Source organism: Roseibium sp. (assembly GCF_051016195.1).
In the GTDB taxonomy this organism is placed as follows: domain Bacteria; phylum Pseudomonadota; class Alphaproteobacteria; order Rhizobiales; family Stappiaceae; genus Roseibium.
In genome coordinates this window covers 3,358,531-3,375,713 of record NZ_CP134616.1, presented here as the reverse complement: position 1 = coordinate 3,375,713, position 17,183 = coordinate 3,358,531, and the positions used below count along the sequence as shown (strand labels likewise).

Here is a 17,183-nt window from a genome sequence, read left to right as displayed (position 1 = left end):
ATCCCGGTCGCTTCCCATAGAGTCCCGCGCTTGATGCAGACGGCTATTTGCATGCAACTTTGCCTGCCACAGACGCCTATCCTGCAGCGCATGATGTCACCAACAGACTTTGGATACAAGACATGACGACTGCAGACGCATGGTCTGAGACCCCGGCGACCGCCCTGCTTGTGCTTTCAGACGGCAGCGTAATTGAGGGTCAGGGTCTGGGCGCCACCGGCCAAGCCGTTGGTGAGATTTGCTTTAATACCGCGATGACGGGCTACCAGGAGATTCTCACCGATCCGTCCTATTCGGGCCAGATCATCACCTTCACATTTCCGCATATAGGAAATGTGGGCGCAAATGACGAGGACATTGAAACGGTCAACATGGCCGCATCGAGCGGAATTCGCGGTGTCGTGCTCGCAGCGTCGATCACCGATCCGGCGAATTACAGGTCGGCAAGGCACCTGGACGCCTGGCTGAAATCGCGGGATCTGATCGGTATTTGTGGCGTCGACACGCGCGCCTTGACCGCCCTCATCCGCGAAAAAGGCGTCCCCAACGGAGTGATTGCGCATGCGCCTGACGCGCGCTTCGACCTGCCTGCCCTCAAGACGGCCGCGGCGGAGTGGCCCGGACTGGTAGGCATGGACCTCGCAAAGGACGCGTCGACGACGCAATCCCATCCCTGGTCACAGACCACATGGAAATGGGATGAAGGCTTCGGCGAGGCGAAGTCCCGCGACTTCAAGGTTGTCGCCATAGATTTCGGGATCAAGCGGAACATCCTGCGCCTGTTGTCGGAAGCCGGCTGCGATGTGACCGTTCTCCCGGCGACCGCGACCGCCAGCGACGTGCTTGCGCACGAACCTGACGGCGTTTTCCTGTCAAACGGTCCAGGTGATCCGGAAGCGACAGGCGAATACTCGGTTGAAATGATAAGGGCAGTCGTTGAGAAGGGTGTCCCGACATTCGGCATCTGCCTGGGTCACCAGATGCTGGCGCTGGCACTTGGCGGCAACACGGTCAAGATGCACCAGGGGCATCACGGAGCCAATCATCCGGTGTACGACCACACAACAGGCAAGGTGGAAATCACCTCGATGAACCACGGCTTCGCGGTGGACGCCGACAGCCTTCCGGACAACGTGGAACAAACGCACGTATCGCTGTTCGACGGATCCAACTGCGGGCTCGCGATCAAGGACAAACCTGTTTTCTCTGTCCAGTACCATCCCGAAGCGTCGCCCGGACCGCGCGACAGCCACTACCTGTTCGAACGTTTCACGGATCTGATGCAGTCTTCGAGGTCGGCCTGATACCAACTGACATTGCGGAGCGGCAAACGCCCGGCTGCAGCGGCGCGATTGCCGCGCACAGATGTCGCACACGGGCGGCCACCGGTTCGCCTCGCACCCGTTGGTGAGCCGACGCCCCGGACGCGCGCGCATACACCCCGGCCCTAGAGTTGGACCGGGGTTCCGCGGTAGACTTTGAGACTTAGGCGATCAGTTCGTCGAAAGCGGTCAGGATCTGCTCGACTTCGGCAACCTGCTCATCGAGCATCTGCTTCTGTTCAACGAGAATCTCCTGTTGCCCCTTGCAGATTTCCTGCAGTTCGCGGAATTGATCCTGCTTGCTTGCGCTGCTCTCAACCAGTTTGATCACGCGCCTGATCTCGGCGAGCGTCAGACCGATCTTTTTTGCCTGGGCAATTACGCGCATCCTGGAGACATCCCGAGTGCCGTAGAAGCGGCGCGCGCCTTTGCGAACAGGGTTCAAAAGCCCTTTTTCTTCATAAAAGCGCAGAGTTCTGAGCGTTACGTTGAAACGCTCCGACATTTCAGAGATCGCGAGGGAGCGATCTTCAAGTACCAGTTCGTTGTCCGGACCGGCTATGTCCGGAACAATGACCATAGCGGTAGCGACATTGTTCATAATATTTAGCCCGATCTTTTTCTTTTGTTTCGAGTTCGGCCTTTGCTTGCTACGCCCCCGATTTACCGGTCCCACCTCCGGCACGTCAGGTCCCACTAGCGCATTACCAAGGGTCGCTCGATTATTGCCATTGCACACGGCATGAAGCCTCAGCCTTTTGTCGGCCACGACTTACAGGTTAGACTAATACACCTGTTCGATAGTTAAAATCTAGGTAAAAATCAGAATTATTGTTTATTTTTAACATAGAATTCAGATTACAAAAAAACAAAACGTGACCAATTATAGAAAGACTAGGACCCCGCCAAACATAAAACACAGCCCTAAAGTTCGATAGTTACACCAATATTAATTATCGATAATCTGAAATGAATAAATCACCTTTTCTATGTGAGCGAATTCCTGCTCGCGCTTATTTACGTCACGGCAGGAAGACGCGGAAAAACTACTTAGTTTTCTTTGATTTTCCGAGTTTTTTTGTTTTGGTCACCAAATCAATTTTAGATGGTATCTAGGCGAATCGGCACAGTGAAGTAGCAATTCGCCAGAGCAACCTGAAATACACCTTATGATGGAATTCTTCTTAAGCGCGATTACTCAGGCAATTTAATACAGTTTGGTATTCATTGACGAATTTACGTTGGTGCAATTTGCGCCTGTGGACAACTTTCCTTGAATACGACTGCATGGCCAATTCGTTCAGTTTCAGGAGACGCCGAAAGAGGTGTGCACCGCGCCGGACGAAACCTGCTGCGCAAAGGTAATGCGCACAAATTTCAGCGGTTTTGCGGCAAACGGTCTGTTTGGGTGACAAAAAAGAGCACATTGTGCACTTCTTGATTGACAAAGTGCAATCCAGGTTATTTTTCTGAGTTCGGTCTGCGTGCGCCTGCAATGCGCTCACGCGAAACTATCGCCTTTGGAACAATCGAAATATGGCCGAAAACAAAACAAAAGCATCTCCGTCGGGCATGACACCACAGCAATTCCGCCACTGGAGACGCACGCTCGGACTGAAGCAGAAAGACGCGGCGGAACGATTGGGCCTCAAAAAGCGAATGATCCAGTATTACGAGAAGGGAAACCGGGACGGCCGGCCGGTGGAAATACCGAAATCGATACGTCTGGCATGCTACGCCTTGTCGGAAGGGATCGGCGATTTCGACGGCCAGTCAACGACACCGCTCGGTCCCGATCTGCTGGATGCCGACTGAATAAGCGTATTTTCATTCCGGAAAACGTCCAGATGTGGCCGTGCCGGGGTTTCCTAGCGATGCTCTTTTCCCTATAAGACGCGCTCAGCCAACATTGATACTTACCGTTAGACCGAGCCAGACCGGAAAGCGACAGCGCTGATCGGGGTGGCCGCTTCGACCTGCGAGCCGAGATGCCCAAACGCACAGATATTTCTTCGATCCTGATTATTGGGGCCGGTCCGATTGTCATCGGACAGGCCTGTGAATTCGACTATTCAGGCACCCAGGCCTGCAAGGCACTGCGCGAAGAAGGCTACCGCATCATCCTGGTCAATTCGAATCCTGCGACCATCATGACCGACCCGGATCTTGCGGATGCGACCTATATCGAACCGATCACCCCTGAACTGGTTGCCAGGATCATCGAGAAGGAAAGGCCAGACGCGCTGCTGCCGACAATGGGGGGGCAGACGGCGCTCAACTGTGCGCTCGACCTGGAACAGATGGGCGTTCTGGAAGAGTTTGGCGTGGAGATGATCGGTGCGCGCGGTGACGTGATCGAAAAAGCCGAGGATCGCGAGAAGTTTCGCGCCGCAATGGACGCAATCGGGTTGGAAAATCCGCGCGCTTGCATCGCTTCCTCGCCCGCGATCCGGGGCGAAGACGGCAGAATTACGGGCTACGACCGCAACACGGGTTACCTTGAAGCCATGCGGGCACTCGATGAAATCGGACTTCCCGCCATCATCCGCCCTGCCTTCACGCTTGGCGGCACGGGCGGCGGTGTCGCCTACAACCGCGAAGAATACGAAACGATCGTGCGCTCTGGTATCGACGCATCGCCGGTCGGCCAGGTTCTGATCGACGAAAGCCTTCTCGGCTGGAAGGAGTATGAGATGGAAGTGGTCCGCGACAAGGCGGACAACTGCATCATCATCTGCTCGATCGAGAACGTCGACCCGATGGGTGTTCACACCGGCGACAGCATCACCGTGGCACCGGCGCTGACCCTGACGGACAAGGAATACCAGATCATGCGGGACGCATCGATTGCGGTCCTTCGTGAGATCGGCGTGGAGACGGGCGGCTCCAATGTTCAGTTTGCCGTCAATCCGGACAACGGCAGGCTCGTCGTTATCGAAATGAATCCGCGCGTGTCGCGTTCCTCGGCGCTCGCGTCCAAGGCAACGGGCTTCCCGATCGCAAAGATCGCGGCAAAGCTTGCCGTCGGCTACACGCTCGACGAACTGGAAAACGATATTACCGGGGGTGCGACACCGGCATCCTTCGAACCGACGATCGACTACGTCGTCACCAAGATCCCCCGCTTCGCATTCGAAAAATTTCCGGGCTCGGAAGCAACCCTGACAACGGCCATGAAATCGGTCGGCGAAGTCATGGCGATTGGCCGAACCTTCAACGAGAGCCTTCAGAAGGCATTGCGGGGCCTGGAAACGGGTCTGAACGGTTTTGACGAAACCGACATTCCCGGCCTCGACCAGGGCGACGACAGGAATGCCCTTCGCGCGGCCGTGGCCACGGCGACACCGACACGGCTCCTGAATGTCGCGCAGGCCATGCGGCTAGGCATGTCGATCGAGGACATCTATCAGGCGAGCGGTATCAACACCTGGTTCCTGGAACAGATCGCCGACATTCTGGCGATGGAAGCCAAGGTCCGGAATATCGGACTGCCTCAGGATGCCGCAAATCTGCGCAAGCTGAAGTCGATGGGCTTTTCGGATGCGCGGCTCGCAAGCCTCGCCGGCCTCGACGCCAAGGACGTTGTCAGGCTGCGCAACGAACTGGGCGTTCATCCCGTTTACAAGCGCATTGATACCTGCGCGGCCGAATTCGCCTCGCCGACCGCTTACATGTACTCCACTTACGAGGCCCCCTTCATGGGCGCGCCCGCGTGTGAAGCGGCGCCTTCTGACCGGAAAAAGGTGGTCATCCTCGGTGGCGGCCCGAACAGGATCGGCCAGGGCATCGAGTTTGACTATTGCTGCTGTCACGCGGCTTTCGCGCTCGACGATGCAGGCTACGAGACCATCATGGTCAACTGCAACCCGGAGACCGTCTCGACGGATTACGACACGTCTGACCGGCTTTATTTCGAACCGCTCACGCCCGAAGACGTTCTGGAAATCATCCGCAAGGAACAGGAGAACGGAACGCTCCACGGGGTGATCGTTCAGTTTGGCGGACAGACACCGCTCAAGCTGGCGCAGGCTCTCGTGAAGGCAGGCGTACCGATCCTGGGCACCGCACCGGACATGATCGACCTTGCAGAAGATCGTGACCGGTTCCAGAAGCTCCTGATCAAACTCGGACTGGAGCAGCCGGAAAACGGCATTGCCTATTCGGTGGAACAGGGCCGCCTGATCGCCGGTCAGCTCGGCCTCCCTCTGGTGGTGCGCCCCTCCTACGTTCTGGGCGGGCGTGCGATGCAGATCATTCGCGACGAGGAAGCGCTGAATTCCTACTTGCTCGGCACGCTGCCGGAGCTGGTACCGGCCGAAGTGCGCGCGAAGTACCCCAATGACAAGACCGGGCAGATCAACACGGTTCTCGGAACGAACCCGTTACTGTTCGATCGGTATCTGGAAGGCGCGATCGAGGTCGACGTGGATGCGCTTTGCGACGGCAAGGACGTCTTTGTCTGCGGCATCATGGAGCATATCGAGGAAGCCGGCATTCACTCCGGAGACAGCGCATGCTCCCTGCCGCCTTTCTCCCTTTCCGATGAGCTCATTGACGAACTCAAGCGCCAGACGAAGGCGCTGGCGCTTGCGCTTGAAGTCGGCGGCCTCATGAACGTTCAGTATGCCATCAAGGATGGCGAAATCTACGTTCTGGAAGTCAACCCGCGTGCATCCCGGACTGTCCCTTTCGTGGCAAAGACGATCGGCGCACCGATCGCAAAAATCGCGAGCCGGGTCATGGCCGGAGAGAGCCTGGCTTCCTTCGGCTTGACCGAAAAGAACTTCGACCACATCGCGGTCAAGGAAGCGGTTTTCCCGTTCGCGCGATTCCCCGGCGTCGACACGATCCTGGGACCGGAAATGCGCTCGACCGGAGAAGTCATGGGCCTCGATACCGCATTCGGGACTGCCTTCGCCAAGGCACAGATCGGCAGCGGAACCGGCGTTCCGGACAAGGGCACCGTGTTCGTTTCCATGCGCGACCCGGACAAGGATGGTGTCGTGGACGCCGTGAGGAGCCTGGAAGCGGCCGGGTTTGATATCATCGCAACGGGCGGCACCCAGAAGTATCTCGAGGACCAGGGTATTTCCGTGAGGAAAATCAACAAGGTGCTTGAAGGCCGGCCGCATATCGTCGACGCTGTGAAAAACGGCGAAGTTCAGCTCGTCTTCAACACGACGGAAGGCGCACAGGCGATCGCCGACAGCCGGTCGATGCGACGGGCAGCCCTGCTCAACAAGGTCCCGTACTACACGACCCTTGCCGGCTCGGTTGCAGCAGCCAAAGGTATTGCCGCCCGCAAGTCGGGGAGCCTTGAAGTAAGACCTTTACAATCCTACTTCGGCTAGGGCTATTATACTCGTTGACCGGCCGGGAAAGCGCGCCTTTCCCGGCTTGGTTTGTTTTTGCAAATACGCGGTCCTTGAAACGGGCAAGATAAGCCGATGGGACCCAATAAGCTGAAGGTCTGAGACCAATGGAAAAAGTTCCGATGACCTCTGCCGGTTACAAAATGCTTCAGGACGAACTGAAGGAACGTACCACGGTTGAGCGTCCGCGCATCGTCGATGCTATTGCGGAAGCACGTGCACACGGCGATCTGTCGGAAAACGCCGAGTATCATGCGGCAAAGGAAGCGCAGAGCCTGAATGAAGGCCGCATTTCGGAACTCGAGGACAAGCTTTCGCGCGCCGAAATCATCGACGTGTCCAAACTGTCCGGTGAAATCGTCAAGTTCGGCGCGACCGTATCCCTGATCGATGAGGATACGGAGGAAGAAAAGAAGTACATGATCGTCGGCGACGTCGAATCCGATGTTAAGCAGAACAAGGTCTCGATTTCGTCTCCGATCGCGCGCGCGCTCATCGGCAAGTCGATCGGCGACAGCGTCGAAGTCGCTGCTCCCGGCGGGGCCCGGTCCTACGAGATCGTCGACGTCAAATTCCTCTGAATCCGTGACATTCCAATTGGATATGGTCTGACGTTTGGAAAGAACGCCACCGTTTTCCCTTTGACGCATCCCGGTCAGCCGTTAAGGTGAAGACCGGAATGTGTTGGAGGTCAGGTGATGGTCTTTCATGCGATCGGGATGTGGCTCTTGGCGGCCGCCATCCCGCTTTGGATCTATCGCTGGTATGTTTTTTCCAAGCTTGATGGGCGCGAGCGCAGGATTTTCAAGCGCATCGTGAGGCGGCGTCATGAAAACGCCTATGCGTTTGCGCTGCAGATGTTCGGTTACCTGATTGCCCTTGCGGCCGCGGTCATCCTGCTTGTTATGGGGCTGCGCTACATCAAGCAGGGTTCGCTGGAATTCGGTGCCTATCGGGATGTCATGCGCAACCGGCTCTATTCAGGCGTCGAGCCGATCGATCAGGCGTTGGACGCCTATCACTATGATCAGATGCTCCCCATCGCGATCATCACCACCTGTGCGCTTTTGAGCGTTGCGTTCACGCTCGTCGCCACAGCCCTCAGGGATGTCTCTCTGATGTCGCGCCTCAACCGGAAGCTGGACGGGCTGAAGGAACGGCAGGAAGCCCTGAGCTAGGCTATGGACTCATAACTGAAGTTAATTTGGATTAGATCATGTCTCGATCGGCACCACGGGCTCGTCCTTGGTGCGCCGGATCGTCAGCGCGGTGCGCACACTGTCCACGTTGGCTGCCGCAGTCAGGTCCCTGATGATAAAGTTCTGGAACGTCTGCAGGTCGGGCGACACGCATTTCAACAGAAAATCGACCTCGCCGGAGAGCATGTAGCTCTCCCGGACCAGCGGCCAGTTCTGAACGGTTTCCTCAAAGGCAATCAGGTCGGCCTCCGTCTGGCTGTGCAGACCGACCATCGCAAAGGCGGTCACATCGTAGCCGAGTTGCTTTTCATCCAGCAGCGTCCGGTAGCCCTGGATGAGGCCCGCCTCTTCCAGCGCGCGGACGCGGCGCAGGCACGGTGGCGCGGAGATGCCGACGCGGCGCGCCAGCTCGACGTTGGTCATCCGGCCATCGTCTTGCAATTCTTTCAGGATGTGCCAATCAATGGCGTCAAGCCGCGCTTTCAAACCTGTCTCCTTTGAGTCTCGCCTCTCGGGCTCGCCTGCAAATAGGTGTTGCCGACCCGCTCTGGCACCTTGCCGGGGTTCGGATCTCCACGCTAACTTGTCGACCAGTGACGAGTTATGATTATTTGCGCGTTTGTGCAAGACTATAACAAAATTGCGCACGATTCTGAAAGATTACGACAGCGGATGTTCTCCTTAGATGCACAATGAGCCGGAGACCTCTCCCGGATCCGTATGGGTGCTTACCGATGGCAAGGCCGGTGATGTCGCCCAATGCGTCGGCATTGCCGAGGCGCTCGGGGTTCCTTACACGGAGCGAACAATCGCACCACGCCCGCCTTTCTCCTGGTGGCTTCCGTTCGGTCCGACAGACCCTCGAGAATGGGAATCGCGTCCCGGCAGCCCGATCGCACCGCCCTACCCGGACATTGCCATTGCATCCGGGCGCCGCGCCGTGGCCTATCTGCGCCGGATCAGACGGCTGTCCGGCGGCCGGACGTTCACGGTGTTTTTGAAAGATCCGAGGACCGGCCCGGACTCGGCGGACCTGATCTGGGTACCGGAGCATGACCGGCTGCGGGGCCGCAACGTCCTGACCACTCCAACCTCTCCGCATCGCTTTTCCGCCGCGAAGCTTGAGAGCCTGCGAAGCGACACGACGCCCGACATAGACAAGCTTGCACATCCGCGCGTAGCTGTTCTGATCGGGGGCGACAGCCGGCATCACACGTTCACTGATAATGACCAGCATCGCCTCTTGAACGGATTGCGGATGATGGCGTCGGAAGACGGGGCCTGTTTCATGATAACGGCCTCGCGCCGTACACCGCCCGCGCTGGCCTATGGCCTGTCGAGCCTTGCCAAGTCCGGAGGGCACCTTTTCTGGACAGGCGGAGACCCAAATCCCCTCGGACATTTTCTTGCCAAGGCTGACGCAATCGTGGCAACCGCCGATTCGACCAACATGATCGGCGAGGCAACGGCGACCGGAAAACCGCTTCACGTCTTCCATCCAACGGGCGGTCACAACAAAATCACCGCCTTTTTGACGCGTTTGGAGCACATGGGAGTTATTCACCCCTTCCCAGGCCCGCTAAAAACAACTACCTACGAGCCGATAGATGCCACGCCCGTAATCGCAGAGCAGATCAGGACAGCCTTCAGCGCCTCCCGGAAGCGCGAGACTGCGGCCTGACGACCAGCGGACACGGCGGGCAGGCACAACGAGAAGACAGGAAAAGGTGTCTCATGAGCACGGAACACAGCAAGCTCCTGATTGTCGGATCCGGCCCTGCCGGTTACACCGCAGCGATCTATGCGGCGCGCGCCATGATCGAACCGACACTGGTCGCAGGCATTCAGCCTGGCGGACAGCTCACGATCACCACGGATGTGGAGAACTATCCCGGGTTTGCCGATCCTGTCATGGGACCGTGGCTTATGGAGCAGATGCAGAAGCAGGCCGAGAATGTCGGCACGAAGATCATCTACGACACCATCGTCAAGGCCGACCTGTCGCAGCGGCCGTTCCGGCTCGAAGCTGACAGCGGCACGGTCTTCACCGCCGATACGCTGGTGATCGCAACCGGGGCGCAAGCGCGCTGGCTCGGCCTTTCTTCCGAGCAGGACTACATGGGTGCCGGCGTCTCCGCTTGTGCCACCTGTGACGGGTTCTTCTACCGCAATCGCGAAGTCGTTGTTGTCGGCGGTGGCAATACAGCCGTTGAAGAAGCACTTTACCTGTCCAACCTGGCCTCGAAGGTGACGCTCGTTCACCGGCGCGACAGCCTGAGAGCCGAGAAGATCCTGCAGGACCGTCTTTTCCAGAACCCGAAGATCGAGGTCATCTGGGACCATCAGGTCGACGAGATCCTCGGCGGTGGAACGCCGAAGGCCGTGACAGGTGTCCGCTTGAAAAGCACCAAGACCGGCGATCTGCAGGAGATCGCGACCGATGGCGTGTTCATCGCGATCGGTCACGCGCCGTCCGTCGAGCTATTCAAGGATCAGCTTGAGCTGAAACCGAACGGATACCTGGAAACCGCGCCGGACTCCACGCGCACATCGATCCCCGGTGTATTCGCGGCAGGTGACGTCACCGACGACATTTACCGCCAGGCGGTCACCGCCGCCGGCATGGGCTGCATGGCCGCCCTTGAAGCGGAGAAGTTTCTGGCCGAACATGAGGCCACATCCACTCAGCAGGCGGCCGAGTAAGGCTGCCTGATCGTCCAGCGGAGGGGCACGCATGGATTGGGACAAACTGCGCATCTTTCATGCGGCCGCTCAAGCGGGCAGCTTCACACATGCAGGCGACACCCTGCACATGAGCCAGTCTGCCGTCAGCCGCCAGGTCAGCGCGCTGGAGCTCGATCTGGGCGTTCCCCTGTTTCACCGCCATGCGCGCGGTCTCTTGCTGACAGAACAGGGCGAACTCCTCTATCGAACGGCGAGCGACGTCCTGATGAAGCTGGAGGCGGTCCAGTCCAGTCTCACCGACAGCAAGGAAAAACCCTCCGGCATCCTGCGTGTGACAACGACAGTCGGCCTCGGCTCGACATGGTTGACGTCTCGCATCAAGAGTTTTGTCGAGCTATACCCTGAGGTCGATCTTCATCTGATCTTCGACGACGACGAACTTGACCTCGGCATGCGCGAAGCCGACGTTGCCATTCGGCTGCGCCAGCCGACCCAGCCCGATCTGATCCAGAGAAAGCTGTTCACGGTGCATTTTCACGTTTATGCAGCACCTGAATATATCCAGCGCTTCGGATCGCCCTCCTCAATCGAAGACATCGACAATCACCGGATCATCACGTTCGGAGAACAGGCACCGGCCTATCTGCGTTCCATGAACTGGCTGGACTCCGCCGGCCGGCCGGCAAACGAGCCGCGGCGCTCAGTCCTGAAGGTCAACAATCTCGTGGCAATCAAGCGCGCGGTGCAATCGGGCGTCGGCATCGCCATCCTGCCCGATTACATCATCGATCAGGCGACGAACCTGGTGCCGGTCCTGACCGAACAGGAGGATAAGGTGCCGTCATTCGACACCTATTTTGTTTATCCTTCTGAGTTGAAGAACACTGCACGCGTCAAGGCGTTTCGCGAGTTCCTGCTCAGCAGCGCCGAGAAGTGGGTCTACTGATCCGGCCCTCGCATCGCCGGCAACACTGCCGTGATAATAAATTGTGCAGCCCAAATTTTCATCAATCGACGATTTTTCCACTCCCTCAACGAATGCATTCAGGAATGGAATCCGGATTTTTCCGAATAAGTTTAGCTGATTGGCAGCAAGACGCCTAGACAAACGATTGTAAAGAAACACTTTTCGCGCTGAGATATGCACACGCCTTCCAGCCTTGCAGAAAATGCATAGCAGATTTGCGCACCTGCCACTTGTTTATGCAGCTTGTGCACCGCATATAAGCATCACTGTTGGTCACACGGGGATCACATCCTCCTCCCAGTGATGCCCGGACCAGCTGTTCCCCTCTGGAAGGTGATTCCACTGTTTTCAGTGAATCAAAATAAACTGCCGGGTCCTTAAAGACCCGGCTCTTTTTTTGTCCAGCCGATATTGCGGCGCACAATTTAGAGCACTGTCCACTCACATGAACAGGCTTTCACCGCCGAGATTCTTGTACAATCCTGCGACCTGCTCTTCGTAGCCATTATAAAGCAGCGTATCTCTGCGCTCATCCGTGCCGAGCAGTTTTTCGCTCGCCTGCGACCAGCGGCGGTGCGGAACCTCCGGATTCACGTTGGCCCAGAAACCATACTCCTTGGGCTGGATTTCTTCCCAGAAACTGACAGGACGTTCCTTTGTGAAGGAGATCCGAACCACCGACTTGATGCACTTGAAGCCGTATTTCCACGGCGTCACCAGGCGGATCGGGGCACCGAACTGCTTGGCCAACGGCTTGCCGTAGATGCCGGTCGCCATGAACGCCAGCTCGTTGGTTGCTTCTTCCAGCGTGAGACCCTCGACATAAGGCCACGGATACCAGCTTTGTTTCTGTCCGCTCGCAATGGACGGATCCATGAACGTTTCAAAGCGGAGATACTTCGCGTCTGCCTGCGGCCCTGCCAGCTTTACCAGTTCGGCCAGGGGAAATCCGGACCAGGGCACGGCCATAGACCAGGCTTCCACGCAGCGATGCCGATAAAGCCGTTCTTCGAGCGGCATTTTGGCGAGAAGCGCGTCGATGTCGACGATCTGCGGATTGTCGACCAGACCATCAAGCGTCACCGTCCAGGGGCGGATCTGAAGTTTCTGTGCCGCAGGCCAGATCTGCTTGTGGGAACCGAATTCGTAGAAGTTGTTGTATTGCGAAGCAATCTCTTCGGACGTCAGGTCGCGGTCCAGCTTGAAGGCCGGATTGCGCGTGACCGGATAAAGGCCGGCACTCGGATCGTCCTCCGCGAACGCCGGGCGTACGCCGAGACCGGACCCCAAGAGAACGCCGCTACCCGCAAGGCCCGCGAGGATCTGACGGCGGTTCAAAAACACATGTTCCGGTGTGGCTTCACGCTCTGGAAGTTCCCAGCTGCGCTTCTTCAAGATATGCATGTCATGGCTCCTGTTTGCCAAAGAAAGAACCGGAATCGGGCTTCAAAGGCAAATAACGCCCTAGTGACCGGGAGCAACAGGATCGTGAAGAAAACCACGTCGCCACACCAAAAGCCGGCGCTCAAAGATATCGGACGCCGTTTGCTGTTGGACCTTGATCCGAAAACTCTTGCATTGCGGAGATCACATTCCGGACGGAAGTCTGCGTCTTGGTGGTATTGCGAATTGAATAGCAACCAGTGCGATTATGGGTCTATTGTTGGATACTGAAAAAAATGACAATAGCGGGGAGGACACAAATGTCGATCGAGAGCGTACTGAGAAATGCCGTCGATGAAGAGAAAGTGCCATTCGTTATAGGCATGACCGGCAATTCCGATGGTGTCACATCCACACATGCGTCCGGTAATGCCACCGCGTCGAAGCCTGTCGATGCCGATACCGTATTCCGCATTTTCTCCATGACCAAGGCCGTCGGCGGCCTCGCCGCCGCTATCCTGGTGGACAGGGGCAAGCTGACACTCGACACACCGGTAGGAGAACTCCTGGACGCCTGGAACGGTCTGAAGGTGCTGGAGGGTTTCGACGGCGACACTCCTCAATTGCGCGCGCCGAAAACCCGCGCCACCTTGCGTCATCTTGTGACGCACACAAGCGGGATGGAATACGAATTCTGGAACACGGACGTGCCGCGCTACATGGAACTGACCGGCCATCCCACGATCCTGTCCGGGCTGAAGAGTTCGCTTCATTATCCGTTGACCTCCGATCCTGGAACACGCTGGGGCTATGGCCCCAGTACCGATTGGCTGGGTCAGATGATCGAGGCTGCCGACGGCAGGCGCATCGACGTCTTCTGCCAGGAGGAAATCTTCGAGCCGCTCGCCATGACCAGCACGGCATTTGAGCCCGACGGACTTCAGGAGCGGCTCGCCGACGTCCAAATCCGCGGTGAAGACGGCAAGTTCGCTCCGATGGAGATCGCGCCTCCGGCGTTACCGGAAGTCTACGGCATGGGGCATGCCCTTTACTCCACCCCGAACGATTACATGCGGTTCCTGCGCATGATCTTGAACGGGGGACAATTGAACGGCAACCGGATTTTGTCGGAGAGCGGTCTGGAAACAATGCTCGCCGACCAGATGAACGGCCTTACGTTTGAGACGATGGTTTCCTGTGCTCCCATCACGGCCGATGTCGTTCTGCCGGATGACACGTCGCACAGCATGATCGCAGCGCTGCACACATCGGATGTTCCCGGCAAGCGGTCTGCCGGAACGCAAAGCTGGGCGGGCGTTTGCAATACCCACTACTGGGTCGACCCGGGCAAGGATCTGGCCGCCGTGATCATGACCCAGTCCCTCCCCTTTGTGGAACCGCCTTTCATGGAGACTTACGACGCGTTTGAGCGCGCGGTCTACGCTGGTCACTGACCTTCAACACGCCGCTCATGAAGGCATACGAAGACCGCAGACGGAACCAATTGGCGTGGCCCCTTTAAACAAGGGGCGCATCCCGGCCCGCAGCTACTCGTCAACCCAAATCACAAAGAGGAGCCAGTAGCCCCTCTTTGGAAATGTGCGGGTTTGCCAATTTCGGCCAATCAGGCCGCCTGCTGCTTCCCGGACTTCTGAAGCGCCTGCTCGGCGGCCTTGCCGGCAAGTTCGGCCATGTGGTCGAATTCGGACGTGTAGCTGGCGACGCCCGCCGTGGCGGATCTGAGTTCGACGATCAGGTCGCCGATTTCCGCTTCCGGCATCAGCGCCTGCACCTCGTCCCAACCCGGCCAATTCGGCCGGGCATCGAAGCCGAGCAACTGACCGCGCCTTGCCGAAACAATGGCGTTGACCCGCGCCGTTGCATCGTTCGGGCAGGCAACCACGACCTTGTGGATCGGCTCCAGCAACACCGGCTTGCACTCCGGAAGTCCCTCGCGGATCGCCAGAATGCCGGCCATCTTGAACGCCTGGTCCGAGCTGTCGACAGAGTGATAGGAGCCATCCGTGAGGCAGACGGCGACATCCACGACGGGAAAGCCGAACGTGCCCCGTGTCAGCGCGTCCATCACGCCATCCTTCACCGAAGGGATATACTGTTTGGGCACGACGCCGCCGGTGATCGTGTCGGTGAACTGAATGCCTTCGCCTCTTGGAAGCGGCGAGATTTCAATAACCGCGTCTCCGAACTGGCCGTGTCCGCCAGACTGTTTCTTGTGGCGCCCGCGCACCTTGGTCTTGCCCCGGATCGTCTCCGCGTAGGGGACGTGCGGCGTATGCACCGCGACATCAAGCCCGTATTTTCCGGCAAGCCGTTCCTGGGCGACCCTGAGATGCATTTCACCCTGGCCTTCCAGAAGCGTTTCCGCCGTCGCCTGGTTCTGGCTGATCGAAAGGGACGGATCCTCTTCCACCAATTTCGCCAGCGCCGTTGAAAGCCGAACCTCGTCCTTTCTCTGGGCGGCCGCAACAGCGGTTGCCAGCACCGGAGCGCGGCGTTCGCCGGCATCCATGCTGACCAGGTCGCCCTGGTCATGGCTCAGAAGATCCCCGGTCGCCACCTCGTCGAGGCGGCCGAGTGCGACAAGGTCGCCCTTGCTGGCCGTCGCCGTCTTGCTGGCATGCTGTCCGAAGATGGAGAAGAGGCCCGACACCTTCACTTCATCGCGGCCGTTGCGGAAAAGACTGTCGCCGTCCGAAACCTCACCCTCAAGCACGCGGGCAATGGAAAGCTTGCCGCCGTGCTGGGTGTGCATGGTCTTGATGACCTGGAGCACGGACCCGGTTTCGCGATCGGTCGTGCGGTATTTGAGCACATCGACACCCGGTGCTTCGTGGCGCAGCGCCTTGAGAAGACGGCTGACACCGTTGCCGTGATCCGCGGACCCGAAGAACACCGGACAGATGAGACCGTCGCGCATTTCCTTGACAAGATCGGAGAAAACCAGGTCGCGGTCCGGGGCGATGTCCTCCAGCAGCGCTTCCATGAGATCATCATCGTGATCGGCCAAAAGCTCCAGCATCGTGAACCTGGCTTCCAGTTCACGTGCGTGGTCCTCATCGGACATGTCGATCTGCGTGCTGGCCTCCTTCTCGTGATAGACATGCGCGCGTTCCAGCGCCAAATCAATGAAACCGGTCGCCTGTCCGTCCTCCCAGATCGGGATCTGCCGCAGCACGAGCGGTACGGCGGAAGCCGGTTGCAGCACGCTCAGCACATCACGGACGCGCCGGTTGCTCTTGTCGATCTTGTTCAAAAACAAAACCCGCGGGATGGCGCGGGCTTCAAGAGCTTTCAGGATGAGCTGCAAGGCTGGAACCTTGCGCTCGTCGTCCTCCGCGACAACGATGGCAAGATCGACACCACTTAGAGCTCCGTCCATTTCGCTCAGGAATTCAACAGAACCCGGACAATCGACGAAGACAAACCGGTCACCGAGATAGTCCGTTTCCGCGATGTTCACTTCGACACTCATCCCGTGCGCACGCGCTTCCGGGGAGGCATCGCCGACGGTGTTTCCGTCGGTCACCGTGCCCTGCCGCTGCAGCTTGTCGGTTCGCGCAAGCAACGCCTCCAAGAGACTGGTCTTTCCGCTGCCGAAAGGACCGACGAGGGCGATGCAGCGCGGCGTACTGCCGGCAGCTGATCCTTTTCCGTTTATCGTGTTTGCCATAATGAGCCTCCCGTTTGTTCGAGGATATCCCCGTAACAACGCGGCATGGCCGACGAGGGACGCGGGCCTGCCGCGTCACACCCCTCAAGGATCTTTGCCCGGTCCGGCTGCATGGCTCTTTGCCCTGCAAATCGGGCACTCGATCTGGGGCGAAGAGATATCGTCGCGCCGAAAGAGGCCTCAAGGCAAGGGAATAATGCGCCGCAGCGCAGCAATTCCGCCCTCCGATTGGAATCAAGACCCGAATACAAAGTCTTGCCGTCTTGGTCGCTGAAACCAAAGATAGAAGAGTTCACCCACTGGCGCTGCAGCCGCATGCACCGTTGCCGAATGGATAGGGAAAGCGCTAGGGTACGGACTCATAAATGAAGTCGATTTGGCGGCAGAAATGGCAAAATCTCGGGAGGAAGCGTGTGCAGAGCGGGCTCATTGCCCGGTCAAGCGCGGTGACGCTGCGAGGTACAGCCATTTTGCCGTCCTCTGGATTTGGCCGTTTTGGCCATCTGCAACGTCGCGAAAGGCTTGAAAATGAATCACATTTCCTGCGCTTTCGCTTCTCGCAGC

13 protein-coding genes are annotated in these 17,183 nt (G+C 58.2%); 9 read left to right on the top strand and 4 right to left on the bottom strand.

Annotated elements, in window-relative coordinates; translation table 11 throughout:
* The first annotated feature begins 122 nt into the window (after positions 1 to 122).
* A complete protein-coding gene (gene carA / locus RDA78_RS15380; RefSeq protein ID WP_434050704.1) occupies positions 123 to 1,304 on the top strand; it encodes a glutamine-hydrolyzing carbamoyl-phosphate synthase small subunit in 1,182 nt (393 codons plus the stop codon).
* A 181-nt stretch (positions 1,305 to 1,485) separates the two neighbouring features.
* On the opposite strand, the gene RDA78_RS15375 is transcribed toward carA, so the two are convergent.
* Complete coding sequence (locus tag RDA78_RS15375) at positions 1,486 to 1,923, bottom strand: MerR family transcriptional regulator (protein ID WP_434050703.1); 438 nt, start codon at positions 1,921 to 1,923, stop codon at positions 1,486 to 1,488.
* A gap of 935 nt (positions 1,924 to 2,858) precedes the next feature.
* Between RDA78_RS15375 and RDA78_RS15370 the strand changes: the two genes are divergently transcribed.
* The 4 genes from RDA78_RS15370 to RDA78_RS15355 all read left to right on the top strand — a co-directional run bounded on the left by RDA78_RS15370 (position 2,859) and on the right by RDA78_RS15355 (position 7,872).
* Positions 2,859 to 3,137, top strand: coding sequence for a helix-turn-helix domain-containing protein (locus tag RDA78_RS15370; RefSeq protein WP_434050702.1), 279 nt, complete (start codon positions 2,859 to 2,861; stop codon positions 3,135 to 3,137).
* A 173-nt stretch (positions 3,138 to 3,310) separates the two neighbouring features.
* On the top strand, positions 3,311 to 6,673 hold the full coding sequence (gene carB / locus RDA78_RS15365) for a carbamoyl-phosphate synthase large subunit (RefSeq protein ID WP_434050701.1): 3,363 nt from the start codon (positions 3,311 to 3,313) through the stop codon (positions 6,671 to 6,673).
* A 128-nt stretch (positions 6,674 to 6,801) separates the two neighbouring features.
* Positions 6,802 to 7,275: a transcription elongation factor GreA gene (gene greA / locus RDA78_RS15360; protein WP_434050700.1), complete on the top strand. Its 474-nt coding sequence runs from the start codon at positions 6,802 to 6,804 to the stop codon at positions 7,273 to 7,275.
* A gap of 117 nt (positions 7,276 to 7,392) precedes the next feature.
* Positions 7,393 to 7,872: a hypothetical protein gene (locus tag RDA78_RS15355; protein ID WP_434050699.1), complete on the top strand. Its 480-nt coding sequence runs from the start codon at positions 7,393 to 7,395 to the stop codon at positions 7,870 to 7,872.
* Positions 7,873 to 7,908: 36 nt separating this feature from the next.
* On the opposite strand, the gene RDA78_RS15350 is transcribed toward RDA78_RS15355, so the two are convergent.
* Positions 7,909 to 8,379, bottom strand: coding sequence for an Lrp/AsnC family transcriptional regulator (locus RDA78_RS15350; protein WP_434050698.1), 471 nt, complete (start codon positions 8,377 to 8,379; stop codon positions 7,909 to 7,911).
* 199 nt (positions 8,380 to 8,578) lie between these two features.
* Between RDA78_RS15350 and RDA78_RS15345 the strand changes: the two genes are divergently transcribed.
* The 3 genes from RDA78_RS15345 to RDA78_RS15335 are packed head-to-tail and all read left to right on the top strand — an operon-like array spanning position 8,579 to position 11,524.
* Positions 8,579 to 9,574 (top strand): mitochondrial fission ELM1 family protein, encoded by a 996-nt coding sequence (locus tag RDA78_RS15345; protein WP_434050697.1) that lies wholly within the window; start codon positions 8,579 to 8,581, stop codon positions 9,572 to 9,574.
* Between the two features lie 53 nt (positions 9,575 to 9,627).
* On the top strand, positions 9,628 to 10,596 hold the full coding sequence (trxB, locus tag RDA78_RS15340) for a thioredoxin-disulfide reductase (RefSeq protein ID WP_434050696.1): 969 nt from the start codon (positions 9,628 to 9,630) through the stop codon (positions 10,594 to 10,596).
* Positions 10,597 to 10,627: 31 nt separating this feature from the next.
* Positions 10,628 to 11,524 (top strand): LysR family transcriptional regulator, encoded by an 897-nt coding sequence (locus RDA78_RS15335; RefSeq protein WP_434050695.1) that lies wholly within the window; start codon positions 10,628 to 10,630, stop codon positions 11,522 to 11,524.
* Between the two features lie 462 nt (positions 11,525 to 11,986).
* Here the strand turns inward: RDA78_RS15335 and msrP are convergent, their stop codons facing one another.
* The gene (gene msrP, locus RDA78_RS15330) at positions 11,987 to 12,949 is read right to left on the bottom strand and encodes a protein-methionine-sulfoxide reductase catalytic subunit MsrP (RefSeq protein ID WP_434050694.1); all 963 of its coding nucleotides are present in this window, start codon (positions 12,947 to 12,949) and stop codon (positions 11,987 to 11,989) included.
* A 299-nt stretch (positions 12,950 to 13,248) separates the two neighbouring features.
* Between msrP and RDA78_RS15325 the strand changes: the two genes are divergently transcribed.
* On the top strand, positions 13,249 to 14,382 hold the full coding sequence (locus tag RDA78_RS15325) for a serine hydrolase domain-containing protein (RefSeq protein WP_434050693.1): 1,134 nt from the start codon (positions 13,249 to 13,251) through the stop codon (positions 14,380 to 14,382).
* 170 nt (positions 14,383 to 14,552) lie between these two features.
* On the opposite strand, the gene RDA78_RS15320 is transcribed toward RDA78_RS15325, so the two are convergent.
* The gene (locus tag RDA78_RS15320) at positions 14,553 to 16,619 is read right to left on the bottom strand and encodes an elongation factor G (protein ID WP_434050692.1); all 2,067 of its coding nucleotides are present in this window, start codon (positions 16,617 to 16,619) and stop codon (positions 14,553 to 14,555) included.
* Between the last annotated feature and the right edge of the window lie 564 nt (positions 16,620 to 17,183).